Annotated in this window: 20 protein-coding genes; 10 read left to right on the top strand and 10 right to left on the bottom strand. The window is 63.6% G+C overall.

Features of this window, described 5'->3' with window-relative positions:
- Positions 1 to 116: 116 nt before the first annotated feature.
- Positions 117 to 1,397, bottom strand: a complete 1,281-nt coding sequence (locus AC1PZ7_RS22810; RefSeq protein ID WP_482357457.1) for a hypothetical protein — start codon at positions 1,395 to 1,397, stop codon at positions 117 to 119.
- A 176-nt stretch (positions 1,398 to 1,573) separates the two neighbouring features.
- On the bottom strand, positions 1,574 to 2,872 hold the full coding sequence (locus AC1PZ7_RS22805; RefSeq protein ID WP_482357456.1) for a KGGVGR-motif variant AAA ATPase: 1,299 nt from the start codon (positions 2,870 to 2,872) through the stop codon (positions 1,574 to 1,576).
- 5 nt (positions 2,873 to 2,877) lie between these two features.
- Here AC1PZ7_RS22805 and AC1PZ7_RS22800 point away from each other — a divergent pair, with 5 nt between their 5' ends.
- Entirely contained in the window at positions 2,878 to 3,030 is a 153-nt protein-coding gene (locus tag AC1PZ7_RS22800; RefSeq protein ID WP_482357455.1) for a hypothetical protein, read from the top strand.
- Between the two features lie 394 nt (positions 3,031 to 3,424).
- Here AC1PZ7_RS22800 and AC1PZ7_RS22795 read toward each other — a convergent pair whose 3' ends face one another.
- The 6 genes from AC1PZ7_RS22795 to AC1PZ7_RS22770 form a co-directional block, all read right to left on the bottom strand.
- Positions 3,425 to 5,296, bottom strand: coding sequence for a phage terminase large subunit family protein (locus AC1PZ7_RS22795; RefSeq protein WP_482357454.1), 1,872 nt, complete (start codon positions 5,294 to 5,296; stop codon positions 3,425 to 3,427).
- Positions 5,289 to 5,828: a hypothetical protein gene (locus AC1PZ7_RS22790; RefSeq protein WP_482357453.1), complete on the bottom strand. Its 540-nt coding sequence runs from the start codon at positions 5,826 to 5,828 to the stop codon at positions 5,289 to 5,291. Before AC1PZ7_RS22790 ends, AC1PZ7_RS22795 begins: the two co-directional genes overlap by 8 nt.
- A gap of 394 nt (positions 5,829 to 6,222) precedes the next feature.
- On the bottom strand, positions 6,223 to 7,602 hold the full coding sequence (locus AC1PZ7_RS22785) for a virulence-associated E family protein (RefSeq protein WP_482357452.1): 1,380 nt from the start codon (positions 7,600 to 7,602) through the stop codon (positions 6,223 to 6,225).
- Between the two features lie 472 nt (positions 7,603 to 8,074).
- Complete coding sequence (locus AC1PZ7_RS22780) at positions 8,075 to 9,379, bottom strand: TRAP transporter large permease (protein ID WP_482357451.1); 1,305 nt, start codon at positions 9,377 to 9,379, stop codon at positions 8,075 to 8,077.
- A gap of 9 nt (positions 9,380 to 9,388) precedes the next feature.
- Positions 9,389 to 9,895, bottom strand: a complete 507-nt coding sequence (locus AC1PZ7_RS22775) for a TRAP transporter small permease (RefSeq protein WP_482357450.1) — start codon at positions 9,893 to 9,895, stop codon at positions 9,389 to 9,391.
- Positions 9,896 to 9,925: 30 nt separating this feature from the next.
- Positions 9,926 to 11,107 carry a C4-dicarboxylate TRAP transporter substrate-binding protein gene (locus tag AC1PZ7_RS22770; protein ID WP_482357449.1) on the bottom strand — a complete coding sequence of 394 codons (1,182 nt, stop codon included), beginning with the start codon at positions 11,105 to 11,107 and terminating at the stop codon, positions 9,926 to 9,928.
- A 322-nt stretch (positions 11,108 to 11,429) separates the two neighbouring features.
- Between AC1PZ7_RS22770 and AC1PZ7_RS22765 the strand changes: the two genes are divergently transcribed.
- Positions 11,430 to 14,297: an ATP-binding protein gene (locus tag AC1PZ7_RS22765; protein WP_482357448.1), complete on the top strand. Its 2,868-nt coding sequence runs from the start codon at positions 11,430 to 11,432 to the stop codon at positions 14,295 to 14,297.
- A gap of 144 nt (positions 14,298 to 14,441) precedes the next feature.
- Positions 14,442 to 15,872, top strand: coding sequence for an aldehyde dehydrogenase family protein (locus AC1PZ7_RS22760; protein ID WP_482357447.1), 1,431 nt, complete (start codon positions 14,442 to 14,444; stop codon positions 15,870 to 15,872).
- A gap of 36 nt (positions 15,873 to 15,908) precedes the next feature.
- Here AC1PZ7_RS22760 and AC1PZ7_RS22755 read toward each other — a convergent pair whose 3' ends face one another.
- Entirely contained in the window at positions 15,909 to 16,865 is a 957-nt protein-coding gene (locus tag AC1PZ7_RS22755; protein WP_482357446.1) for an AEC family transporter, read from the bottom strand.
- A 19-nt stretch (positions 16,866 to 16,884) separates the two neighbouring features.
- A complete protein-coding gene (locus AC1PZ7_RS22750) occupies positions 16,885 to 17,154 on the bottom strand; it encodes a hypothetical protein (RefSeq protein WP_482357445.1) in 270 nt (89 codons plus the stop codon).
- A 354-nt stretch (positions 17,155 to 17,508) separates the two neighbouring features.
- On the opposite strand from AC1PZ7_RS22750, the gene AC1PZ7_RS22745 reads away from it, so the two are divergent.
- The 7 genes from AC1PZ7_RS22745 to AC1PZ7_RS22715 all read left to right on the top strand — a co-directional run bounded on the left by AC1PZ7_RS22745 (position 17,509) and on the right by AC1PZ7_RS22715 (position 23,854).
- The gene (locus tag AC1PZ7_RS22745; RefSeq protein ID WP_482357444.1) at positions 17,509 to 18,294 is read left to right on the top strand and encodes an alpha/beta hydrolase; all 786 of its coding nucleotides are present in this window, start codon (positions 17,509 to 17,511) and stop codon (positions 18,292 to 18,294) included.
- A gap of 41 nt (positions 18,295 to 18,335) precedes the next feature.
- Positions 18,336 to 18,599 carry a hypothetical protein gene (locus tag AC1PZ7_RS22740; RefSeq protein WP_482357443.1) on the top strand — a complete coding sequence of 88 codons (264 nt, stop codon included), beginning with the start codon at positions 18,336 to 18,338 and terminating at the stop codon, positions 18,597 to 18,599.
- A 48-nt stretch (positions 18,600 to 18,647) separates the two neighbouring features.
- On the top strand, positions 18,648 to 19,073 hold the full coding sequence (locus tag AC1PZ7_RS22735) for an organic hydroperoxide resistance protein (protein ID WP_482357442.1): 426 nt from the start codon (positions 18,648 to 18,650) through the stop codon (positions 19,071 to 19,073).
- Positions 19,073 to 19,876: an SDR family NAD(P)-dependent oxidoreductase gene (locus AC1PZ7_RS22730; protein WP_482357441.1), complete on the top strand. Its 804-nt coding sequence runs from the start codon at positions 19,073 to 19,075 to the stop codon at positions 19,874 to 19,876. Before AC1PZ7_RS22735 ends, AC1PZ7_RS22730 begins: the two co-directional genes overlap by 1 nt.
- Positions 19,877 to 20,308: 432 nt before the next feature.
- Positions 20,309 to 22,204 (top strand): proline racemase family protein, encoded by a 1,896-nt coding sequence (locus AC1PZ7_RS22725; protein ID WP_482357440.1) that lies wholly within the window; start codon positions 20,309 to 20,311, stop codon positions 22,202 to 22,204.
- Between the two features lie 42 nt (positions 22,205 to 22,246).
- The gene (locus tag AC1PZ7_RS22720) at positions 22,247 to 23,122 is read left to right on the top strand and encodes a transporter substrate-binding domain-containing protein (protein ID WP_482357439.1); all 876 of its coding nucleotides are present in this window, start codon (positions 22,247 to 22,249) and stop codon (positions 23,120 to 23,122) included.
- A gap of 84 nt (positions 23,123 to 23,206) precedes the next feature.
- On the top strand, positions 23,207 to 23,854 hold the full coding sequence (locus AC1PZ7_RS22715; RefSeq protein ID WP_482357438.1) for an amino acid ABC transporter permease: 648 nt from the start codon (positions 23,207 to 23,209) through the stop codon (positions 23,852 to 23,854).
- The last annotated feature ends 10 nt before the right edge of the window (positions 23,855 to 23,864 follow it).

Genomic DNA, 23,864 nt, shown 5'->3' with positions numbered 1-23,864 from the left:
TTAGGTAATTAGTCGCGTTGTTAGCCGCCACGAAGAATACGAAAAACACACCGTGTCTCCACAGCATATTATCTTAGTTGCCACGCTAAGTAGATGGGGGGGTACGAAACCGCGCTTCAGTTTCTGGTAGTTCCAGGTGGCCGAACCCCGCCGCGGCGCTTTATTCCTGCTTCGACACGAAAAATGTCCGGCATGTTAATTCGGTCTTCTGTCCGAAATTCGATTACTCCAATATTCTCTAAAGCTTCTAAAAGGTCGAGCTCCGGCGTCTCACTGCTGGCAGTCAATTCAAGCGGAAGCTTTCGCGTCGCCATACCAGCGTCGGCTCGTATCTGCCGCACGGTCTCGCGCTCATCCCACCGCCTTAGAAAAATCCCCGGATCACAGGGCACCTCGAGGCCAGCAAGGGCACGCATGACTTTCTCGATCCACTCATAGTCTTCGCTCAGTTCGCGAACTCGCACCTGAGAGGCTTCTTGCACGCCGGCGCGGATGCCGGCATGATCAATCACCGTCTCTTTCGGCGCGGGATTAGTTTGCGACGCGCACTGGATGGCTGTTAGGAAGCTCCGTGGACTGGTCTCACCGAAGGTATCGGCGAGATGATCATAGATCCAATTATAGGTCCTCCCCCGTTTCGGACCGGCACCCATGAACTCCCCTGCCAGCCGATAAAACAGCTGCTCCTGTGCGGATTCATCGTCACGCAGGTCCTCCAGGGCACTGGACTCAACCTGTTCGCCGGCAAGCCGCCCAAGAGCCGCCGCGGCCTCATTAGTCTTTGCGAGATGGTTGTATAGCAGCCCGAAGAGTTCGGGGCGCCGCCAGACCAGAAGCACGGCGTCTGACCTGATCTTAGAGGCGTCAGCAAAACGGAACAAGGAATCGTCTTTAGATTGGTCAGTGCGCATAAAGATCTTGGCTTTCATGGCACGAAAGCCGCGCATATCGAGCGCGAGACGCAGAATTCCCCGAGTGAGAGGCGTGATTGCCGCCCAATCCGAGCCGAGCCGATCCAAAGCGTCAAAGACGAGGAGGAAGGTCTCTCCACGATCGAGGTAGGTACGATCGGCATGCCGTAGAGCTGCCTCGAACCTGTCGAGATCCTCCTCGATCCAGCCGATCGTCTCCTTTAGCGTTGTAGGTATTGCCTGGTGAAGTTCAGCGCGCAGCGCCTGGATGAGGACCGCACGCCAGATCTGTTCGGGTTCGAAACCGTCCCGGCCAAGACGAGCGAGAGCATCCCGCGACGGTGCGGGTCCGTCATCCTTACCTGCCGCTTCATGAAAGCCGAGAACAGCGTGGATCTGCTTCAGTTTGAGGCGCGGATAGATTCGCGCAACCTCGTTGCGCGCCGCCGGATGCGTGAGTACGGATGACCAAAAGCTCTTTCCCACGCCCCGATTTCCAACCACAAGCGACCTCTGGGGGTCGAGAGCATGGGCGTGCCGGGCGGGCGCAAAGATGTCCTCTAGCGCCGGCGCGTCATGGGCCTGGTGAGACGAGCCGGGACGTAACTCGGCCAAGGTTTCACGCAACAGGCGGATATCGGACGGAGTAGCCTTAGATACCTTCACGTTGCTGGTCCGATCGTGTTGCGCAGCGCTCCAATGAACGCCCCAAAGGTTCGATCATACATATGCTCGGCGAACTGGTCCCCATGGGCGATCGGGTCGAACTCGGCATAGTTTCCATCATAGAAGATCGGCCAAGCGTAGTGCGGTGCGTTCGGATCATCATAATCGAAATTGAAAGCTTGCTCCTCAATGCCTTCCTCGCTGTCATAAAGCGTATCTGAAAACAGCTCGAAAGTTCGCGTGCGAAACTCCGATTGAGCTTTGGGGTCGGCCTGTGCCTTTGCCTGAACCATGCGCAGGCGGTAACGCCAATCGTCGTCGCCCGAAGCGCTCGGCCGGAACCGCTGAAGGTGGGCGAGGAAAAAGCGATAGCCGTCGAAGGTTTGCGGAGTGTCGACACCGAACAAAAGGATGTCCGCGCCCAGCCCAAGAATCGCGGCGGCCGTCGCCTCGTTCAGGCCCGCCCGCGCGTCGATAAAGACGGCGTCATAACGCGTGCGATCGCACAGTCGCTGAATTAGCTCACGAGTGCGGTCGAGAAAGGAGATAGTTTTGCCATCTGCATTCATTCGCTCGATGTACGCTCGTGCGATTTTCCCCAGGACGTTCTCAGGATGGTCCACGCTCGATTGCCCGACGGCGGGCACGACATGGAGCAATCCTTCCGTGGCCAGTTCGCTGGTCCCAACCATGTCGTCGAGAAAGCCCTCGTCTACCTCGGCGACACCAGATTCCACGAAATAGTCCAATGCGCCGAAAGCAGGTATTTCCTTGAGGAGCATGGAAGCAAGCCCTGGTGCTTCCAGATCGAGGTCGATGACCAGCAGGTTCTGTCCATTGCGTGACATCGCCGCCGACGCGACCGACAGTGCCGTGGAGCGGCCCACGCCGCCCTTGTGACTGGCGAAGACAACGATAGGAGGCACCCCGTCGATCGTCGGCATCGGCGCCCGAAGCCAATCCTGTCCGACAAGACGACGCTCGACGATACGAACGAAGCCTACGAAATTCTCTTGCCGGATGTACTCAAAGACTCCGGCATCGGGTGCAGCAAGATCCTCGTCGAAGAGATCTTCGGGAGATGCAACCGGGAGCGACTGATCTACCCATGGCGCCAGATCCTCCACCTTCCGGCTAATTTGTTCGATAACGGCAGGCTCCAGTGCACAGCTTGTGACCAAGGTCAGACGTCCAGCGGCATCGCGCAGGAATAGATGCTTCAGGAGCTCCTGCTCGCCAATCGCCTCTTTCACGACGGACGCAAACCGGGGAAGCGCTTCGTCATAACGGATCATCGTGAATGACGCCTCAGATTGGCCGCGGCAAGCATGCGGCTGGCGTCAGCACGCCACACTTTGTAAACGGTCTCGTCGATGCCTCCATCGGCCGCGTATCGGGTCTCTACGTGCCATCCCTGCATAAAGCCATTCCGTTCAAGGACCGTGAAGACTGAATGCGGCCGGCGTCCTTGCAGGGACTTCTTCGCCCGCTCGATCAAACACGGTAGGTGTTTGTGAGGTGCTTCGGCTGTGGGGCGTGTCGCCTCAATTGCCGACTTAATTGCGCATTCGACGGCATATCCGATCAGATAGCCCGCTCCATCCCAACGATCTTTCTCAGCCAGGTGGTCGGCATCCGCGAAATGCCGCATGGCTGCCTCGGAATATGATTCGGACACTAAAAGCTCCAACACAAGGTCCCGATCAGCTTACCAGTTCCCTGCGCCAGTGACAGATGTCCGGTGATCCGGCGAGTGAGAGATATCCGGAACAGAGTGGACGAAGTTGCCCAGTGCTGGCGCTAGCGGCTGTCGGATCTAATCGTGAACTCTCGGCCGGAGTGAATCTTCAGCCTCCCGCTAGCCATTTCGAACGGAGGACGCTGTGCTGGCTCGGTTGCGCGCGGGCTGGCTGCATTTCCGCCGAGGCGGCTGCCGACTCGCATTTTACGACGGCCTCGGCGAGAGACATCCCCGCGGCATATAGCCCGTGCAGCGCCGCCGTCGCGTAGACGCGGCAATCCAGCGGCTCGTTTCGCACGCCGGGATCGGGCACCCATTCGACGCGGGCGACGCCCTTGAGATAGCGGCGCACAGGGCGTTCGGCGACGATGCCGGTGAACCAGTGATAGTCGCGCTCGGCCGGCCAGTGGCAGGCTCCAGCGCCGCCATCGTCGATCCGCAGCCGCGAAAGCAGCCCGTGCTTGAGCGTGTCGACGCCGACGATGTGAACCGGCGCCAGATGGGCGATGCGCGCCTTGGGCGGGCGTTTCGGCCAGGGCGGCACGCCGGGACCGCCGCGACCCTTGATTGCCCAAATCCGCCGGTTCAGCCGCTCGGCCGAGAAGGTCATCACCATGTCGGTGCGATGCCCGCCCGAATCGATGGCGGCGGCGAGCACGGGAAGGTCGGGAATGGCCTTCGGGTGGCGGAAGCGGCGGGCGAGCAGGCGATCGAGGGCGGTCCACACCTCGGGACGCGAGGTGTCGCCGTGGATGATCTCATAGTCGAGCGACCAGCTCGCTTCGCCGCGGCCCCAGCCGACGAACTCCACCTCGATACGATCGTCCTGGGTATCGACGCCGGCGGTGATGACGGCGATGCCTTCGGGCAGCAGCTCGGTCCACGGCACGTCGCAGGCGGTGCCGCGGGCGGCGAGTGTGTCCGGCGCCAGCGGCGCCATGTCCCGATCCTCAAAGGGTTCGCCAAGCTTGAGATTGGTCCACGTTTTCAGTCGGGCGGGATCGCGTTTCGAGATGAGGAAGTCGGCGGCGATCTCGCCCCAGCTCTCGAAGGGCGAATAGAGCGCCGAGAGGTGGAAGCCGGCGGTAAGGCCGTCGCCCTGTGCCGTGGCGCGCCATTCGCCCTTCGCCAGCATCGCCGGCTTGTCGGCTTCCTCGATTACGCCGCCGCAGGCCTCGCAGGTGTAGAAGGCCTTGCGAGGCTCGCCCTCCGGCCAGGTCACGCCGCGCCAGGTGAGCGCCTGATAGGTGTCGCAATGCGGACAGGGGAGGAAGTAGCGGCGCTGGTCGCTCTCCGCATAGGCCTTCTCGATCCGCGACACGCCGGCCTCGGTCGGCGTCGAGATGAGGAAGATCTTGCGCCGGCCGCGGAAGGTGACAGTGCGCTGCACCGCGAGTGCCACCGGGTCGCCCTCGCCGTCGGCGTCCGCCGGAAAAGCATCCACCTCGTCGAGCACCAGGTATCGCGCCGGGGTGGAGCGCAGGCCGGTTGCCGAATTGGCGCCGGTCATGATGAGCGCGCCGCCGGGAAACTCTTTCAGTCCGACCGTATTGCCGGGATCTTTCGCGCGGGCGGGCGCGATGCGGCTGCGCAGCGACGGCGTGCCCTCGATCAGCGGCTCGATGCGGGTGCGGGAGTTCCGGCGCACCATATCGAGGGAGGGCCAGACGGCGAGGATGAGGCCCGGCGCATGGGCGATCCAGTAGCCGATGGCGTTGAGGCCGGCTTCCGTGCCGCCGGTCTGCGCGCCCTTCATCAGCACCACCCGCTCGATTGCCGAGGCGGTGGAGAGGCAATCCATGATCTCGGCGAGATAGGGCACGCGAGAGGTGCGCCACGGCCCGGGCTCGGCGTTGGTGCCCGGCAGGGTGCGGTTGGCATCCGCCCATTCGGTCACGGTCATCTGCAGCTCGGGCCGAAGCCCGCGCCGCCAGGCCGCGTCGACCAGCTCGGTGGTGAGGTCGGCAAGATCAGTCATGTGGAATACCCTCCAGCGGCATATCGGCCAGCGTGACCAGTTGGGCCCGCACGAGGCGATCGAGTGCGGCGACGACGGCGGAGAGGTCGGCGCCGGAGCAGGAGGCGATCTCCGGCGCCGCACGGTTCACCCAGCCGAGCCAGGCGTCTCGCTCGAGGCGGGCACGGCTCTCGACGGTGCGCAGCGTCGCGGCGCGGTCGATCAGCGCCCGCCCCATGCGCTCGGCCTTCAGGCGGGCGATCTCCGCTTCCGCCGTGTCGCGCAGGGCACGGGGCGATAGGAGAGCAGGCGAGGGGGCCATGCTATCGAGCGAGGCCCGCCGGCGGTTCGGGTCGACGTTCGAAGCCACCCAGGCCTTGCCGCGTCCGACATGGATGCGCCCGTTCGGCTCGACGGGAAGGCCGGCGGTGATGAGCTGGGAGACGCGGCCAGCCGAGACGCCGATCATTTCGGCGAAACCCTTCTTGGAAAGGGTCTCCGCCGATCTGAAACCGGTGTCGCCGAAGAGGGATGAGTTATGCAAATCCTGCATCCTCAACCCTTCCTCAAGCCGGGAACTTTAGCGACTAAATCGGGTCCGTCTGGCAAAGCCTCGTGCTCGGCCCGACCCGTATGCCTCGCCATGGGGAGGACCCGCGACAGCCGCCGCAGCTCCGCCTCGATCTCGGACTTGGCTTCGTGGAAGGCCTCGGGGTCACGATGCGAGGGAACAAGGCGGCGAACACGGTTCGCCAACTCTTCCAACGACTGCCCTATCAACTCGCCAGCTTTTCCTGACGGAGTCTGACGCACTGACGCACTCCGACACAGTTCTGTATATAAAGGGTATGTGTGCGCGCGCGCGTGTACGCACGTACGGTTTATGGAAACTGCGTCGGAGTGCGTCAGTGCGTCGGGGTGCGTCAGACGCCTCTGGTTCTTGAGCGTCACCGTGCGCCTCCTTCTATCAGCCCAAACCACCGTTCGCCATTCGGCCCGCGAGGAACCCGGCCCCAGCCGAGTCGTTCGAGGCAGGCGGCGATGCGCCGTTGATCGGCCGTGCCGATCCTCGGTGTCTCGATGTTCAGGGCGTAAAGGGCCACGTCTTTGACGGTGACGCGGGTCTTGCCGAGCAGCCACGGGCCGATGATCTCTTCCCATGCATCGGCTTCGAAGCGGGCTTCCTGCTGAGGCTTGATGTGCTCGCGTTCGAAATCCGCGCTCGGCCACCATTGACGGCCGGCCAGATAAAGCTGGTACGCTTCGGCAAAGAGATGGTCGCGATCGCGAAGCAATGCATTCGGATCGATCTTCCCGACCTTGACCGGCCAGAAGCGCCGCCCGCCCGTTTCATCGCGCAGGTAGGCCGACTTGTTCGTTGTGCCGATGAATACACACTGGCGAGGCTGGTCGACTTCCATGCGCCCATAAGGCGGCCGGTAGCGCTCTACGGAGCGGGTGATGAAGGCTTTGAGCGCCGCGTCCTCCACCTTGCCGATGGCGGACAGCTCGGCAATCTCGATCAGCCATTTGCCGGGGAGATGCAGGCTTGCATCCTTGCCGCTGGTCACGTCCGGCATGCTATCGGAAAACCAGTCGCCGCCGAGGATCCTGCAGGCGCTCGACTTCATCGCGCCCTGTGGACCTTCCAGCACCAGCATGTAGTCCGCCTTGCAGCCCGGCTCGAAGATGCGGGCCACCATGGCGATCAGAAACATGCTGCCAATCTGCGACGTGTAGAGCGTCGGCTCGCAGCCGAGATAGGTCTGCAGCCACGTCACCACTCGTGGCTTGTCGTCCCAAACAAGCGCCTCGATGTAGTCGCGCACGGGGTGGAAAGCGCGCTCATGCGCGATGATGTCGACGGCCTGATAGGTAGTGTCCTTGCCGAGCCGCGGCAGTCCGCCATCCTGCAGGTATTCCTGCAGGCGGTTCACGTCGTTGTCGCATACCTGGCGCGCCTGGAAGTCGTCATCCGGCAGCACATCACCCTCGCCGGGCGCCGGCACCGGGCTTTCGAGGATCAATGACGAGCGGAAGGCGTCATAGGCGAAGATGTTGGCGATGCCCGGATCGCAGCGCAGAGCATGCGCCGCGTTCGCCAGGTTGCCGAGCGGCTGGCCCTTATCATCCCTGGTGCAGTCCGCCAGCCAGCCCGAAGTGGGCTGCTTTACCGGCTTCGGCGAGCGCACCGACTTCTTCCAATTGGACGCCGCCGGCAGGCTGGTCGCTTCCTCGGGGAAAACAATGCCGACGATCGACTGATCGATGTCGGCTCGCTTTCGCGCCGCATCTCCTCCCTCGTGATCGACGATATTGGCACTCATTCGTCGTCGCCCTCCGGTGGGAATACCCCATCGGAAAAGCCTTTCGGATCAGTGGTCGATTTAGCGTCCCACTTGTCCGTAACCACCTTGGAATGTGGTTCCTCTTGGGCGCCGTCCCTGGCGCCATTTCCCCGCTTTAGGTGGCTCTAGGTAGCTCAAAAAGCGGGAAATTTCCTCGACTTAGCTGAATTTGAGGCTCACGGCGGCTCTCCGGGGTCCGTTGGCATTCGCGGATGCCAACAAATCGCGATGCCAACAAAGGGCGCCTCCAATGCCGTTGACAGACATCGCTATCCGCCAGGCCAAGGCCACGGTGAGCCGATCCGACCAAACGGCGCCAGCCAGTCGGGGGCGGCAATGGTTCGGACGAACCTCCTTACCCCGCCTCCAGATCGGCGTGTGGATGTCGCCTGGGTAGACGGCGTTCACGCGCACCTTCTTCGGAGCATAGTCGCGCGCAGCAATTTCTTGATCAGCCAGCGATTGCCGGCAAAAAAAGAACAATGGCGGGCCACGCGATCAACATTGCCAGGACCGCGAGTTCCCTAACGATGAACCATAATACCCCGCGAAAGATCGCGGAGGTCGGGACGAACTCGCCCACCACCCCTTTTATAACGAAGATGTTCAAGCCGATCGGCGGCGTGATCATTCCGATTTCGAGCAGCTTGGTCAGAACGACACCAAACCAGACGAGGTCGAATCCCACTTGCGAGACAATGGGCAGGATGATCGGCAGCGTGATCAGCATGATGCTGATGGGTTCGAGAAAAAGCCCCAGGAACAAGTAGACCAAGGCGATAGCGACGAGGAGTAAGGTCCGGTCGGCGCCGAAGGACGCCACGACTTCAGTGATGAACGCGCCGGTCCCTGCAACGGTCAGCAATCGCGCAAGCAAGCTCGCGCCTATGCCGATCAGCATCAGGCTGCACGTCGTCAAAGCCGTTTCCCTGACCGCATCCACGAACCCGCGCCTGGTGAGTGTCCCCCGCATCAAAGCGAGGCAAATGGCAATCGTGGTCCCCACCGCACCGGCTTCGGTCGCGGTAAAGACGCCGCCGAAGAGACCGCCGAATACGCTGACGACCACCACGAGAACGGGCCAGATCTCGCGCAGGCTCGATATGCGCTCAGTCCATGAACTCCGACCGATGGCCGGCGCGAGGCGCGGATTGAGGCTGACTCGCACGATGATGACCGCCATGTAGCCAATTGCCGTGAGCAGCCCCGCCCCGATGCCGCCGAGAAAGAGAGGTGCCACAGGGATTTGCGCGATGACGCCATAGAGGATCAGGACGATGGACGGTGGGATGAGCGCGCCTATCGTGCCCGCGACAGCGACGGTACCTGTCGCCAGACGGGCGTCGTATCCCGCCTTCAACATCTGCGGGATTGCGATGCGCCCGACGGTCGCGGCACAAGCCACCGATGATCCGCACATCGCGGCAAAACCGGTGGCACCGAAAACGGAGGCGATAGCGAGGCCGCCTGGCACCCCCGCCAACCACGCTCGCGCCGCTCGGAACAGCCCGTCTGTCAGCCGCGCCTGGTGACAGACATGGCCGAGAAGCAGGAACATCGGCAGCGAACTCAGGACCCAGTTCGCTGCGAAATGATAGGGGATGATGCCAAGAGCCCCGGCCGCGACGTGCCATCCCTTGAGGAGCCACAGGCCGGCGAAGGAAACGGCGATAAGCGCGGGTCCGATCGGCATGCCAAGGATGAGGAGTGTGACAAGTGCAGCCAGCGCTCCTAGCCCGACCTCGGTGCCGTCCATGGTCGGAGCTCATTGATTGCGGAGGGGGTGAGTGTTTCCTATCAGATAGGTGGTGAAACGTCCGAACAAGGTTAGTGCCAGAAGGCTGGCTCCAAGCGGAACGACGAAACGCGCCGGCCACACCGGCACGATATCGCTGCCCTGCACCTGCACCGCGCCAATGTTCCAGTCGCGTACTGCATCGGTCCAGCCGCGCCATGCCACCAAGGCAATCGCGATGCCGGCGACGAGACCCGTCCAATTCTGCACGTGATGTCTAAGTCGACGCGGCACCAAATCCAGCGCCGCGTCGACGGCGATGTGCCCGCGCACCCTCTCGACCGCAGCGAGAGGAGCAAAAGCGGCAATCACCATGTAGTAATATGCGACGATAGTAAGCGTACCGGGCAGTGGCGTACCAAGCAGCTTTCTTGCCGCGACGTCGAGGCTCACATGCACCATCATCACGACGATTGCGATGCCGCCAAGCAGTTCTCCTGCGTGCAACGCTGCGGCGTTCATGCGAATCTTGCCCATCGCGCCGCTCTCCATAGCCATTGGTGACCGTCAGAATCCGTGCCGATCGACGTTGACCTTCGAGTAAATCTCCGTCCAGTAGATGCGCTCCAAATCTTCCGCGGAATCGACGTTACTGACCAGGACAGCCCATTTGCCAAGAAGGGCGAAGAAGTCATCGAGCATCTCGGTACCGCGAGTGACGCCTCTGGCGGCATAAATCCCGGCCAGATCGTCAAGATCGCTGCGTATGAAACGCGTCGTAGCGGCGCGTACTTCGCCAGTGGCATTGTGGACAGCCCTATCGCCTGCATCGGCTTGCGAAAGCGCCTCCACCTCACCTTGCCTGAAGGCCCAATTCGTTACCGCCGTCCCATGCGCAACAGACTTCATGAAGGCAACACGCTGGGCGCTCGAAAGCCCGTGCCATACGTCACGATTGACATTGGCAAACGCAACCACGAACACGCCTCCGGGCACATCGGTCGTGATGTGGTTTAACGTGCCCGACAAGCCGAAATTCGTCACATCCGGAATGTCGAGCAGGATGCAATCGAGAATGCCCTGGCTTAGAGCCTCGAGCATCTCGTCGCCGGACAATGTGACCGGCGTGGCATTGAGCGCGGCTGCCCAGCGCGCCCAATTACCGCCGCCGATGCGCAAACGCGCGCCTCGGAAGTCGTCGAGTGTCCGGATGGGTCGGGTGCAGTTGAGTGTGTAGGGCGTAGTGGCGGCCGCACCAGTATAGACTTGGTTCTGGCGGGCGAACTCGGCATCGCATTCGGGACACCGCATCAGCACGAACTCGGCCATCGCCCCCGCATAGGCCGCGCCCTGCAGGTTACGTGTTAGCCCTGTGAAGTCTTCGAGCGCCATTGAGGCGTCGTGGATCAGGTTCACATGAGGATACTCCGCCGCATGGTACGGATTCATCACCGTACCAACATCGGCCAAGCCTTCGCGTAAACCGCTTGAGGTTTCCATCATGCTCAGCAAGGACATGGAAAAGACCCGCGCCGTCACCGCGCCGTTGGTTTCCCTCTTCAGTGCGTCGGCGAATGCATTCCCGCCGAGCACTACATACGACTGAGGCGGGTGGCCGATAGCAAAAGAGAGTTCGCCGCCGTCGGCAGGTACGGCCAGGCAAGTCGCCGCCAGTATGCCGAGAATCCAGTGAAACGGCCCCGCCAGCCTGCCGGTCGCGTCGTCTTTCCCATCCTTCGCGAAGACCATCGCGCACCTCGGTGCAGCTGTTTCTCGTCGTCTGAGTTCGCATACGCGCGTCTTGAGCTTCGGCTGCTCTCGGTCGAACTGCGGCGGCCAAGGAGCTGCCATATCTACTCGACTCTTACCATTCTCGCGACTAATTTCCTCACCGGCACTCGGCGGCGGGGCCACTGCTTGAGTGCCTGTAGGCGGCCTGGCGAGGTACCATAGAAAGTTCGCCGTCTCCTCGACACATATTTCACGCAGCCGGCCGCTATCGATGTGCGCCGAAATGATGTGACGGCGCAACATCGTGCGCATCGCACCAGGGAGTATCCGGGGAAATGTAATGACTGAGATTCCCGCCGGGACGGGCGCAACGGGGGTCGCCAATTTCGGCGTCTACGCATTGAGCCCATCGCGGCGACAATTGTTGCGCGACGGCGTGTCCGTGCACCTCGGCACACGGGCGATGGATCTGCTTATCGCGCTGGTGGAAAATTCCGGGCGCGTGTTGACGCATCGCCAGCTTCTGGAGCACGCGTGGCCGGGCCTCACCGTCGAGGAAGCCAATCTGCGCGTCCACATCTCGGCGCTGCGCAGGAGCCTCGGTGATGACGGAGGCAGGGGCCAATATATCGAGAACCTCGTCGGCCGCGGCTATTGCTTCGTAGCGCCGGTCAGCTGGGCGCAGAACGCGGCCACCATGCCGGCCTCCGTCCCATCCTCCGGCGCCCCTGCATCTCCATCTCGACCGCAGCAGCGACTTCCGCTGCCGCCAGCCCGCATCATCGGCCTGAACAACCTCGTGCAGAGCCTCATCAGGCAATTGGACCAGCAGCGCTTTATCACGATCGTGGGCGCCGGCGGGATCGGCAAGACCACCGTCGCGGTGCTGATCGGCCAGGATGTCCAAGGTGCGCGCAGCCGTGATGTGATTTTCCTTGACCTCAGCCCGGTTCGCGATCCGTCTCTTCTGGCTTCGGCATTGGCCAGCACGCTGGGGCTGGTCTCGAAGCCCGGACACACCGAAGAGGCGATCATCGCGCATCTGCAGGGAACAGGAACGCTGCTGATCCTGGACAGCTGCGAGCACCTCGTCGATGCGGCAGCCAGCCTTTGCGAGCGGCTTTTCGCCGAGCTGGATGAACTGCATATTTTGGCCACGAGCCGGGAAGCCCTCAGGGTCAGCGGAGAGCACGTCCACATCCTTCAGCCGCTCGAGACCCCTCCGGAGGCCATCGGCCTGACGGCCGCCGATGCGCTCGCCTTTCCGGCCGTCCAGCTGTTCATGGACCGCGCCGCGACAAGTGGGCATCGGGTACCGTTGGAGGACGCGCAGGCCGAGTTGGTGGGCGACATCTGTCGCCGTCTCGATGGCGTCGCGCTTGCCATTGAACTGGTCGCGAGCCGTGCCGGCACTTTCGGCATCGAGGGTGTGGCCGACATGCTGCGGGAAGGCTTCCAGCTGCATGGTCTGGGGCGCCGCAGCGCGCCGGCGCGTCATCAGACCCTTGGGGCACTGTTTGACTGGAGTTACGCGCTGCTGTCGCCACGAGATCAGAACGTTCTTCAACGGCTGGCGGTATTCACCGGCTTTTTTACGCTGAAGGACGCCTTGGCGGTCGCGGGCGACAGCGAGGAAGACCGGCTGTCGGTGGCGAACGCGGTGACCGGGCTGGTGGACAAGTCCCTCATCTGGACATCGGCCGGCGGATCGCCGGTCTATTTCCGCTTGCTCGACACGACAAGGGCGTTTGCCGCCCGCAAGCTGGACGAGGCCGGCGAACGGGACCGGATCGCTCTCCGTCACCTTCACCATGTCCTTCATGTCCTGAAAGATGACAAGCTGGACACGGCGATCTTCAGCGGGCGGGATCTTTCTGCTCACGCGCCACGCCTGGGCGACGTTCGCGCCGCACTCGACTGGGCGCGCGACGACAGGACCAACGCCACGGATTTCGTCCACCTAGCCGCAGTCGCCGCTCCGCTCTTTCTTGGCCTCTCGCTTCTGGCCGAGTGCGAGCATTGGTGCCAATTGGGGCTCGAGGCGCTTGGCGAGGAAACGGAGGGCCAGCATGTCCAGTTGCTGCTGCTCGAGGGGCTGGCGATCGGTGCCATGTTCACTCAAGGCAACCGCGGCACCATCAGTTCGGCCATACGCAGCGGACAATCGCTCGCGGCACGCCTGAACGAAGCTTCTCATGAACTTCATCTGCTCGCCGGAGAACACATCTTCATCACCCGGCTCGGCGACTTCGGCGGGGCGTTGTCCGTGGCCGAGCGCTGCATGGACCTCGGCAAGCGCATCGGCTCCCCGGGAGCGCTCGCGATGGCGGACTGGATGATGGGATGCGGCCATCATCTTCTCGGCGACCAGCTCAAGGGGCAGTTGTTCACCGAGCGCGGCTTTGAACGTCTGCCATTCGCGGACGCCCCTAATGTCGATTATTTCGGCTTTGATCACCGGGTGCGGGCAATCGAGGTATTGGCGCGGGTGGCGTGGCTGCGCGGAGATATACCGAGATCGGCCCAGCTCGCCACCGAGGTCATCAACGAAGCGGATCGCCGTGGCCATCCGGTCTCCATCTGCATTGCGCTCATCTACTCAACAACTGTCGCCTTGTGGAACGGAGACGCCGATCTGGCAGACCAGCGCATACGCCGCCTTCTCGAGCATGCCAGCCGTCACGCATTGCCCCCTTATCGCGTGGTGGGGGAAGGCCTGATGGGGCAGCTCGCCGTTCAACGCGGCGACACGGCCAAGGGCGTCGCTGCCATTGAACGCGCGCTCACCTATTGTCGCATCGAGGGTCACCAGGTTCTCGCCACGGAGATGATGGCCAGCCTTGCGCGCGGCCAGGCGGGGCTCGGCCTGATTGAGGCCGCGCGTTCGACGGCGGTGGGCGCGATCGAACATGCGAGGGCGGCCGGAGGTGCCTGTAATCTTGCCGATCTCGTCCTCGTGCAAGCCGAGCTTGAGATCATCGGCGGCGGCAGCACGGAGAGCATAGATCGGCTGGTCCAGAACGCCCTGCTGGTCGCGCAGCAGCAATCGGCCCATCATCTGGAGCTGAAGGCCGCTATTCTCAACCATAGCCTGCACGAGCGCCCGGACACTGCCGCGCTCCTTGCCGAGTGTCGCGGACGCGTCTCTCCTGGCTGCGCGCCACACTACGCAACCGCAGCGCGGGACATGCTGGCACGTCGGAGCTAGCAGGCCGGCAACGAATTCACGCCGATTAACATCGTTAAACGCGATCGCGTCCGCGACCCGCGCCATCATCCTCGCGAAGCTTACCAGCCGACGCGCTCCCCCGGAGCGTCGCCAATCCTCGCTGGCATCGAAAGAGGACGTGGAATGGCGGTCTATCGCCTGAATTTCGTTGGTGGACGACGCGTCGAACCACAGGGCAACCAACACTGCGACGTGCGTTCGCCGTTCGACGGCTCCTGGATCGGCGCCGCTCCCTTGGCCGAGCGCGCCGATATCGATCTAGCCGTGCAACTGGCACGAGAAGCGCGTGGGATCACGAGTTGGGGGAAAGCTCCGATCGAGCAGCGGTTGAAAGTGGTCCACCGATTCCTCCAGCTATACGCTGCCGAGGCTCAGTCGTTGGTCACTCTCGTGACGCGCGAGAACGGCGTGCCCCGGCACTTCAACGTGCGTCTCGCCGATGAGATGCGCATACACTCGCTCGCCTATGTCGAGGCAGCACGGACGATCGTTCAGCCCACCCGCCCAGCTGATCGAGCCGAAAGGACACTCGCTTCCCAACGTCCCTGCGGGGTCGTGGCGGCATTCGCGTCGTGGAATGCGCCGCAGCGCACCGCCCTGGGGTGGCTTGTACCGGCCCTGCTTGCCGGGTGCTCGGTCGTCCTCGCGCTGGACCCGCGCACAGCCCTTGACGGCCAGGTCATCGGCGAATTGATGGAGCAGGCGGAACTGCCGGAAGGCGTGCTCAGCATACTGGTGACCGGACTGGATGCCGCCACCTATCTCGCGGGACATACGGCCGTCGACCATGTCGCTTTCGCCGGCTCCAGCCTGTGCGGACAACACATCGCGGGAACTGCCGCAGCTGGCTCGAAACGCCTTACGATGGAGCCCCGGGGCCGCGCACCCGTCATTATTCTACCCGACGCCGATATTGCCGCGACGACGGAAGGCTTGCGCTACGCCAGCTTCTTCGCCAGCGGTCAATGGCATGTCACTCAGAACCGGGTCTTTGTCCCTCGCCACAGGCAGGCCGAGCTGGTGGAGTGCCTGCGCGCGTGCGTCAAGGCGATGTGCCTTGGCGATCCGCTGGACCCGGCGACCTTCATCGGTCCGCTGATCTCCGCGCAAGAACGCGAGATCCTGCTTCATGTGATCGAGCGGGGGCGCAAGGACGGCGCCGATCTGATCGCAGGCGGCGCACCGCTGGATTTGCCCGGTGTGTCGGGAGCGTTTCTGCTGCCCACGGTGATCGCAAATGCCGCAAACACGATGGAGATCGCCCGTGCGCCGCTCCGTGGCCCAGTCGTCGTCACAATCCCCTATCGCGACATCGATGACGCGATTCACATGGCCAATGACAGCGGATACGGCACGTCGGCCTCGATCTGGACGAGCGACGCCGACCTCGGGGCGACCGTCGCCGGTCGGCTTCGAGCCGGAACCGTTTCCATCAATGGCGTCGCACCCTCTCCTTTCGCGGCGGGTGGCGGCGTCTGGCAGGGCGGGGTTGGCGGCCTCCACGGCGTGCGTGGCATTCAGGAATTCGCCGAGATACAGACGGTTTCGCGCTGACGACGGCAGATTTCGAGATCAGCCGCGCCATCGCTTTCAGCTCGGGAAGAGCAAGGCTATCACCACAGCGAGGGTCACGATGCTGAAGACGCTGCTGGCGATGACCATGGATCCCGCCGCCGTCGAATCAAGCCGATAATCCACGGCGAACAGGATGCCGAAGAAGCCTGCAGGAATCGTCGCGAGCAGGATCGCAACCTTCGCGATATCCATGGGTATGGGCAGGCTCAGCACGATCGCCGCCGTTAGGACAGGCCGAACGATATCCCCCGCCAATGTCGCGCCGACAACCCTCCCGTCCAACCGGAAGGACTGTGCGGAAAGGACGAGTCCGGTCAGGAACAGCGCTACCCCGGCGGCGGCACTGCCAATCAGCTCAAGGCTGGCCCGCGCAACGGACCCGATGCCGACGTCGGACAGCGAGAGCACGATGCCGAGCGCTGGCGCCAACACGACCGGCTTGGTCAGTGCGCGCCTGAGCGCCCGCACTATCCGCGTGCGCGACGACTCCGCGGCGGCCTCGTCCCGCCCGGCGTGCATCTCCACCAATATCAGCGTGAGCGGGCTGACCAGCAGCGAGCCGGCCGACAGCGCGACGGCCACCGGGACCACGCCGCCGGGACCAAGGACTGCAGACGCGATCGGCAGGCCGACGCCTGCCATGTTCGGGAAGGCGATCGTCAGCGCCTGCAGCGAGGCGTCCGCCTTCGATCCGGAAACGGCAACATACCACGCGCCATAGAGCAGCAGCATGACTGCGCCAAGGACTGCGAAGAGCGGCCCCTGCGCCAGCACCTCGCTGCGCGGCGCTGAAGCGGTCGCCACGAAGATCGATGCCGGCAAGGCGAAGCTCATGACGAACGCATTGAGACTGGCGACCTGGCGGTTATCGACGACGCGAAACCTTCCCGCGCCGTAGCCGAGCGCCATGACGAAGAAGACGGGCGCCAGCGCCATCAGGATAACGTGGATCGTCGTCGGAGCGGTGTTCATGGTGCTGGATTCCCTTGGGTCATGTCGCGCAGCGGCCCCCCAGAGCATTCCACGCCTGCTTCGCGCTGCTGACGATGTGCCGAGCGGATGAGGCGATCTCCGTTTGCTCGCTGCCCATGTCGGTCGATCGCCGGCGGATCGCTTCGGCATGGAGAAGGATGGCCGTCAGGGCATCGGCGACCTGCTGTCCGGGATCATCTGCGTCTGAGCGGAGAGGTCGGACGCTGCCGTCAGTGCCCCGATCCGCAGCCTTTGCAATGTCGATATCCGGCGCCAACCCGTGGGTCATCGTAGCCTCCAATGAAAGCCCTGCCATTTGCGAGCCTATATGCCGACGGGGCATAGAGCCCGTAAATCGCTGAAATTCAGTGTTCGAATTTGCAGCGATCGTGCTTTCGCGGGAAGCGGCAACGTTTTGTGCGCATATACTGACTTCTGTCTGCGGTTCATCCTTCTAATTGTGGTCGTAGAAACGCAAAATCGTCGTCTGCACATTTATGAAATCAGGAAGAAGATTTTACCTATTATTCAACTTCACTCGTTTTCACAGCTTTACTCGCAGTTCCCCAGCGTCCGTGCCAGCGTACTGGTCGGCCGGGATTGTTCCTCAGGGCCAACCACTCTCACTTTCGGAGGTGATGCCATGTTGTTTCGCCGTATCCATTCAGCTGCACTGTTCGCTTCGCTGCTCGTCCTGGCTGCGCCCGCCGCGGCACAGGCCGATCCGATCAAGAACATCGTCCTGGTGCATGGCGCCTGGGTCGATGCCTCCGGCTGGAAACCGGTCTACGAAATCCTGACGAAACATGGTTTCCGGGTATCGATGGTCCAGGAACCCGAGACCTCGTTCCAGGACGACGTCGCGGCCGCCAAGCGCGTGCTCGACATGCAGGATGGCCCTGCAATCCTGGTAGGCCACTCCTATGGAGGCTCGATCATTACCGAGGCCGGCGTCCATCCGAAGGTGGCCGGTCTCGTCTATGTCGCCGCCCATGCCCCCGATGTCGGTGAGGATGAAGGTGAGCTCGGCAAGAAGACGCCGAGCGTGCTCGCCAAGACCCCAGGCGCGATCGAGAAGACGCCAGACGGCTACACCTATCTGAACCCCGAACTGTTCCCGAAGCTGTTCGCACCCGACCTGCCGAGGGAACAGGCCGATTTCGAAGCCCGCTCGCAGGTGCTTGCCAAGGCCGAGGTATTCAGCACTCCGCTGACCGCCGCGGCGTGGAAGACCAAGCCGAGCTGGGGGATCGTTGCCGGCCACGACCAGATCATCAATCCCGACCTCGAGCGTTTTTATTACGAGCGCGCCAAGGCGCCGTTCATCGTGGTCGAAGGCGCCAGCCACTCGGTCTACGAATCCCACCCCGCGCAAGTCGCTGCCGTCATCGAAGAGGCCGCCCGCAAGGTCGGCGAGGCGACCCAATAGCGGCCACCAATGCCGTCGCGCCGCAAGGCGCGGCGGTCTCCTTGCCTGCTGCGACCTGGGCCGTGATCGGTCCAATCGCGCCGCGGCCAATTACCTTTGCCGGCTACAGCGCGGGCGAGGTGCCGGCCTGGGCGGCCTGCATGGATGCCTGCCGCTCCGCGCGGCCGGTCCGTGTGCTCGAGCTCGGTCCCGGTAACGCGCTGGCGCGGATGGCGGCCGATCTCGCATCTGGCATTCCCACGCGCAGCGTCGCGGATTTCCGCACGGTGGAGGGGCTTCGCCGCTGGATCGAAGTGACATCCTAAGCCTGCCCCGACGACACACCCAAGCTAATCACCAAGGGAGCAATGATCATGACCATTCTCTACTCGACCAGGGTTACAGCGACCGGCGGCCGCAAGGGCACGATCCGGAGTGAGGATGGAATCCTCGACCTCGCGCTCGCCATCCCGAGGGAACTGGGCGGCATGGGCGGGGCCACCAATCCCGAGCAGCTTTTCGCGGGCGGCCATGCGGCCTGCTTCGAGAACGCATTGCTGCGCGTGGCGCGGCAGTCCGGCCACCGCTTCGCCGACGGCGATGTCGAGGTGGTGGCCGAGATCGGCCTCAGCCGCAACGAGGCCGATGCCTTCGTGTTGCATGCGAGCCTCGCCATTGTCGTCGCCGGCGTCGATCAGGCCACCGCCGAGGAGTTCGTGCGCGGCGCGGATGCCATCTGCCCCTATTCAAATGCCGTCCGAGGCAATGTGGATGTCACCAAGACAGTGACGGTGCGGTGATGACCGCGGAAGAGGAGGGAGAAATGACCGGCAACTTGGGCACTATGGCTTCCGGCAAGATCGCGGTCGTCACCGGCGGCAGTCGCGGCCTCGGGCGCAGCACCGTTCTCGCTCTGGCGAAGGGCGGCGTGCACACAATCTTCACCTACCGCGTGAACCGTGCCGAGGCTGATCGGGTCGTCGGCGAGGTAGCCGAGCTTGGCTGCCGATCGATCGCGCTGCCGCTCGACACCAGCGATACCGGCTCGTTCGCAGCCTTCGCCCAGAGCGTTCGCGAGGCTCTGTCCGAACTGGGGGCCGACCGGTTCGACTATCTGGTCAACAATGCCGGCACCTCACATCACAACTCCATCGAGCAGACGACGGAAGAAGAACTGGACGCGCTCTACCATGTCCACTTCAAAGGTGTGTTCTTCCTGACGCAGAAGCTGCTGCCGCTCATCTTGGACGGTGGGCGCATCGTCAACCTGTCCTCCGGCCTGACCCGCATCATCATTCCCGGTTGCGCTCCTTATGGCGCGATGAAGGGCGCGGTGGAGATCCTGACGCGCTACATGGCCAAGGAATTCGGCCCGCGCGGCATCGCGGTGAACGTCGTCGCACCCGGATCCATCGCCACTGATTTCAGCGGTGGCATGGTCCGCGACAATCCCGACCTGGCCCGCCGCGTCGCTGAGATGACGGCACTCGGGCGGGTGGGGCAGCCGGACGACATCGGCCCCATGGTCGCGTCTCTCCTCTCGGAGGCGAACCGCTGGATCAACGCGCAGCGCATCGAGGTGTCAGGCGGCATGTCCATCTGAACGCCGTCAGTCGACGCCAGAGATCTTTTGGCGCGTCGTCGGCCACCTTGAAGTACGCATCTTAGAGAGCCGCAGCGAAGACGTAGTTCTCACTTTCATCCACGTCGGCACGCCACTGCCATTCTTACGCCATAGCGCGCCAACGAGCGCCTCGCTGTGCCTGCGGCGCCCCGCATGAGCGGGATAGACATGGCTCTTGCAGCATCGCCTGATGCTGCCACCTGAGCCTCTGCAGCGAAGTTCGGGCTTCGCACCACACGTTGGCGACTGTCTGTCCAGGTCCACAGGAGTTGGACCTCGACATCATTCTCGACCGCGCGATCCAGCGCGAAGGCATGGGCACGGGCTCCCGCATGCTCGATTGACTCGTTCAATAAATCGACATACCGTCTGCGCATGTTCGCTATATCTATAGTCGGTATGTAGATCGAGATGACCCAGACGGCTGCCGCCCGCTTCCCCTTTTCGATCGGTCATGTAGCGAAGGTGACCGGAGTCGCGGTCTCGACCATCCGCTCGTGGGAGACCCAGGGGCTTCTCACGCCCAACAAATCTTCCGGCGGCCACCGTTCTTACGGAGAGGCGGATATCGAGCGCATCCGCCGCATCGACCGCATGCGCCGCGTCGAGGGGCAGAGCCTTTCGGGCATCCGCCGGTTTCTTGAAAGCGAGGAAGAGGCGACCGCCGCGCCGGAGAGTGAAACGGCGCCGGTTACCGCCTTCAACCATCTTGGTGCACGCGTACGGAGCCTGCGCCAGGAGGCCAGCATGTCGCTGCGCGAGCTCTCGGAACGGACGGAGATCGCCGCCTCGCACCTGAGCATGTTCGAGCGCGGCGTGGCCTTCCTCTCGCCCGCGCGGCTCAATGCCATCGCCGAAGTGTTCGGTCGCACACTCGCGGAATTGCTGGGCGGCACCAAGGGGCGCGACTTCCCCGTGGTGCGCCATGGACAGGGGCGCATCGTCGGTTCCTTCGGGCCCGGCGTCATCATCGAGCAGCTCACCGTCTCGCAGCGCATGATGGACGCCGAGGTGTGGACCATCGACCCTGATCGCGAGAGCGACGGGTTCTACGCGCATGAGGGCGAGGAGCTCATCTATGTGCTGGAGGGCTCCCTCGAACTGGCCCTCGCCGACCGCGACGCGGAAGTGCTGAATCCGGGAGACGGCGCCTATTTCAACAGCCGCATCGCCCATCGCTGGCGCAACACTGGCAGCGTGCCGGCCAAGGTGCTGTGGATCAATACCGACAGCGACCGCCTCTCGACCATGAGCTTCGAGAAGACCGACCGCCGGCTCGGGCTCGGCGCCGGGCTCGGCGGCGGCATCGGCGAGGGCGCGCTGAGCCTCGAACTGCCGCAGGACGCCCGCACCTTCCGCGTCATCGAGACCCATACCGAGGGGCACCCCACCCATATCCTCATCGAGCCGCTCGAAGGGCTGGACGCGGACAGCGTTGTCGGCAAGGCCCGCCAGTTCGCCGAGCGCTATGACAGCCTGCGACCGATGCTGCTGCATGAGCCGCGCGGCCATTCCGGCGCCTTCGGCCTGGTGCCGGTGGCCTCCAGCGCTGCGGATTTCGGCGCCTTCTTCATCTCGTCCTATGGCTATCCCGGCCTGTGCGGCCACGCGATCATGGGCTACACGGCCGCGCTTCGCGCTCTCGGCCGCCTTTCGCGCCACCCGCGCTTCACCATTGAGGTACCGAACGGCATCCTCACGGTGCATGTCGGGGTTGGGAGCGACAAGGGCGCCATCGCGCTCGAAATGCCCCCGGCCATCGTCGCCGACGCAGGCCGACATGCTCGCATCGACGGGCATGATCTGGATGTCGCCATCACCATGTGCGGCGACTGCTATGCACTCGTCGATGCCGATGCTGCAGGGCTCCAGCTCGATATAGGCGGCATCGACCATCTGCTCGCCATCGGCGACGACCTGCGCCGCCATCTCAACGAGGCGCTTCCGCGTCGGCACGGTGCGCAGCCGGCGATCGACTCCGTGCTGTTCTACGGGGCGGGCGAGGCCGGCGCGGTGCGCCAATTCCTCGCCATCGATCGCCAGAAATTCGACCGTTCTCCGGGTGTCGCCGGCCTTTCCTGCCTGCTGGCGCTGCGTGCCGCCGAAGGGGCGGCCATGCCGGGCGCGCGCCTGGAGGCTGTCAGCCTGTTCGGCGGTCACCTCTCGGGCGAACTCATCACCACCACCCATGGCGCCGGCGGCGCCGTGGCCGCCACGACCCGGATCACGGGACGCGCGCACCTCAAGGCCGTGGCGACGCTCATCCAGGAGGTGGGCGATCCTCTCGGCAGCGGCTTCCTGAGATAGGCCTACGCCTCAACACCAAACCAGAGAACTAGGGAACCGACGATGATCAACGCCTCGTCCATCCGGCCGTCCCCGGCCACGGGCCTCACCTTTCGCCGCCTGATCCTCATGGTCGTGGCCGCCGCCGCTCTGGCGCTCTCGACCTTCCAGTCCGCCTTCGCCGCAGATCCGAACCTCGTGCTCGACCGCATCCGCAAGAGCGGCGAGCTGCGCGTACCGGTGATGATCGGCGAGGAGCCCGGCTATGTCCGTGACCGCAACACCGGTGCGTGGAGCGGCTTCTACATGGACTGGGCCAACGACATCGCCACGCTGCTCAACGTCAAGGTCGTGCCGGTCGAAACCACCTGGGGCAACCTCGCCGCCGACTTCCAGGCCAACAAGATCGACATCGCCTTCGGCCTCAACCCGAATCCGAAGCGCGGCCTCGTGGTGGACTATCTCAGCGTGCCGCTGTTCACCGACGCCTGGGCCATCGTCACCAAGCCCGGCTTCACCAAAAAGACCTGGGCCGAGCTGAACGACCCCTCGGTGCGTCTCGTCGTGCAGAAGGGCGGCACGATGCAGGTCGTCGCCGAGGCGCTCACCCCCAAGGCCAACATCATCGTGGTGGAAGACCGTCCGCTCGGCATCATGGAGCTGCAGGCGAACCGCGCCGACGCGATGATCCTCGCGGTGTTCGACGCCATCGAGGTCTCCAAGGCGATCAGCGGCCAGATCGTGCTGCCGAGCCCGATGCTGCTCAACCCGGCGACCATCGGCATGCGCCGCGAGGAAGGCAATGAGGGCTACGAGAACTGGCTCACCAACTGGGTGAACCAGCAGCGCGCCCTCGGCCTCGCCCAGGGCAAGCTGCGCAAGGCCTTCGAGGCGCGCGGCATCGACCTCTCCGTGCTGCCGCCCGAATTCAACTTCTGACGTCGTCCCCCTCGTCGACGTCACCTACGGTGCCGGCGCCCGCCGCCGGCACCGACCTTTCCCTCCCCGCAAGGTCGCTGCGCCGTGTTCGACTGGTCCGTCATCACCCAAAACGCCCATCTGTTCGCCTGGGGACTGGTCGTCACCCTCGAATACACGGTCATCACCTGCGTCCTCGGCCTGATCATCGGGCTGCTGATCGCCCTGGTGCAGCTCTCTCCGATCAAGCTCCTGCGCATCGTCGGTCGGCTTTTCGTCGAGTTCTTCCGCAACGTCCCGCTGCTGGTCTGGCTGCTGTGGAGCTACTACGCACTACCGATCTTCGCCGGTATCAACATCAGCAAGCAGGCCGCCGGCATTCTGGCGCTAAGCCTCTATGGCGGAGCCTATTATGCCGAGATCCTGCGCGCCGGCATCCAGTCGCTCGACCACGGACAGGCCGATGCCGCCAAGGCACTCGGCATGCGCTCCTGGCAAGCGATGCGCCGCATCATCCTGCCGCAAGCCTTCCGCCAGATGATCCCGCCGCTCGCGGGGCAGACCATCATCCAGATGAAGAATACTACGCTGCTTTCCGTGCTGACGGTGCCGGACCTGCTCTACCAGGCGAGCTACGTGTCGTCGTTCACCTACCGCCCGATGGAAGTCTACACGGTAGTCGGCCTCATCTTCCTCGCCATTCTCATCCCCTCCAACTATCTCGCGCGCCGGCTCGAGATGCACAGTCATTGAGAGGGCGCGA

It is taken from the genome of Ancylobacter sp. TW_SC_1 (assembly GCF_056836805.1).
Note: the sequence above shows the minus strand (reverse complement) of the source record. Positions and strands in the feature narration are given on the sequence as shown.

What these genes read in the sequence shown, in the direction of transcription:
- AC1PZ7_RS22805 (WP_482357456.1), bottom strand. Translation starts at nt 2,872, where the DNA reads ATGATCCGTTATGACGAAGCGCTTCCCCGGTTTGCGTCCGTCGTGAAA.
- AC1PZ7_RS22780 (WP_482357451.1), bottom strand. Translation starts at nt 9,379, where the DNA reads ATGGACGGCACCGAGGTCGGGCTAGGAGCGCTGGCTGCACTTGTCACA.
- AC1PZ7_RS22795 (WP_482357454.1), bottom strand. Translation starts at nt 5,296, where the DNA reads ATGACTGATCTTGCCGACCTCACCACCGAGCTGGTCGACGCGGCCTGG.
- AC1PZ7_RS22720 (WP_482357439.1), top strand. Translation starts at nt 22,247, where the DNA reads ATGATCAACGCCTCGTCCATCCGGCCGTCCCCGGCCACGGGCCTCACC.
- AC1PZ7_RS22770 (WP_482357449.1), bottom strand. Translation starts at nt 11,107, where the DNA reads ATGGTCTTCGCGAAGGATGGGAAAGACGACGCGACCGGCAGGCTGGCG.
- AC1PZ7_RS22800 (WP_482357455.1), top strand. Translation starts at nt 2,878, where the DNA reads ATGACGCCTCAGATTGGCCGCGGCAAGCATGCGGCTGGCGTCAGCACG.
- AC1PZ7_RS22735 (WP_482357442.1), top strand. Translation starts at nt 18,648, where the DNA reads ATGACCATTCTCTACTCGACCAGGGTTACAGCGACCGGCGGCCGCAAG.
- AC1PZ7_RS22775 (WP_482357450.1), bottom strand. Translation starts at nt 9,895, where the DNA reads ATGGGCAAGATTCGCATGAACGCCGCAGCGTTGCACGCAGGAGAACTG.
- AC1PZ7_RS22790 (WP_482357453.1), bottom strand. Translation starts at nt 5,828, where the DNA reads ATGCAGGATTTGCATAACTCATCCCTCTTCGGCGACACCGGTTTCAGA.
- AC1PZ7_RS22755 (WP_482357446.1), bottom strand. Translation starts at nt 16,865, where the DNA reads ATGAACACCGCTCCGACGACGATCCACGTTATCCTGATGGCGCTGGCG.
- AC1PZ7_RS22785 (WP_482357452.1), bottom strand. Translation starts at nt 7,602, where the DNA reads ATGAGTGCCAATATCGTCGATCACGAGGGAGGAGATGCGGCGCGAAAG.
- AC1PZ7_RS22745 (WP_482357444.1), top strand. Translation starts at nt 17,509, where the DNA reads ATGTTGTTTCGCCGTATCCATTCAGCTGCACTGTTCGCTTCGCTGCTC.
- AC1PZ7_RS22730 (WP_482357441.1), top strand. Translation starts at nt 19,073, where the DNA reads ATGACCGCGGAAGAGGAGGGAGAAATGACCGGCAACTTGGGCACTATG.
- AC1PZ7_RS22750 (WP_482357445.1), bottom strand. Translation starts at nt 17,154, where the DNA reads ATGACCCACGGGTTGGCGCCGGATATCGACATTGCAAAGGCTGCGGAT.
- AC1PZ7_RS22765 (WP_482357448.1), top strand. Translation starts at nt 11,430, where the DNA reads ATGACTGAGATTCCCGCCGGGACGGGCGCAACGGGGGTCGCCAATTTC.
- AC1PZ7_RS22725 (WP_482357440.1), top strand. Translation starts at nt 20,309, where the DNA reads ATGACCCAGACGGCTGCCGCCCGCTTCCCCTTTTCGATCGGTCATGTA.
- AC1PZ7_RS22760 (WP_482357447.1), top strand. Translation starts at nt 14,442, where the DNA reads ATGGCGGTCTATCGCCTGAATTTCGTTGGTGGACGACGCGTCGAACCA.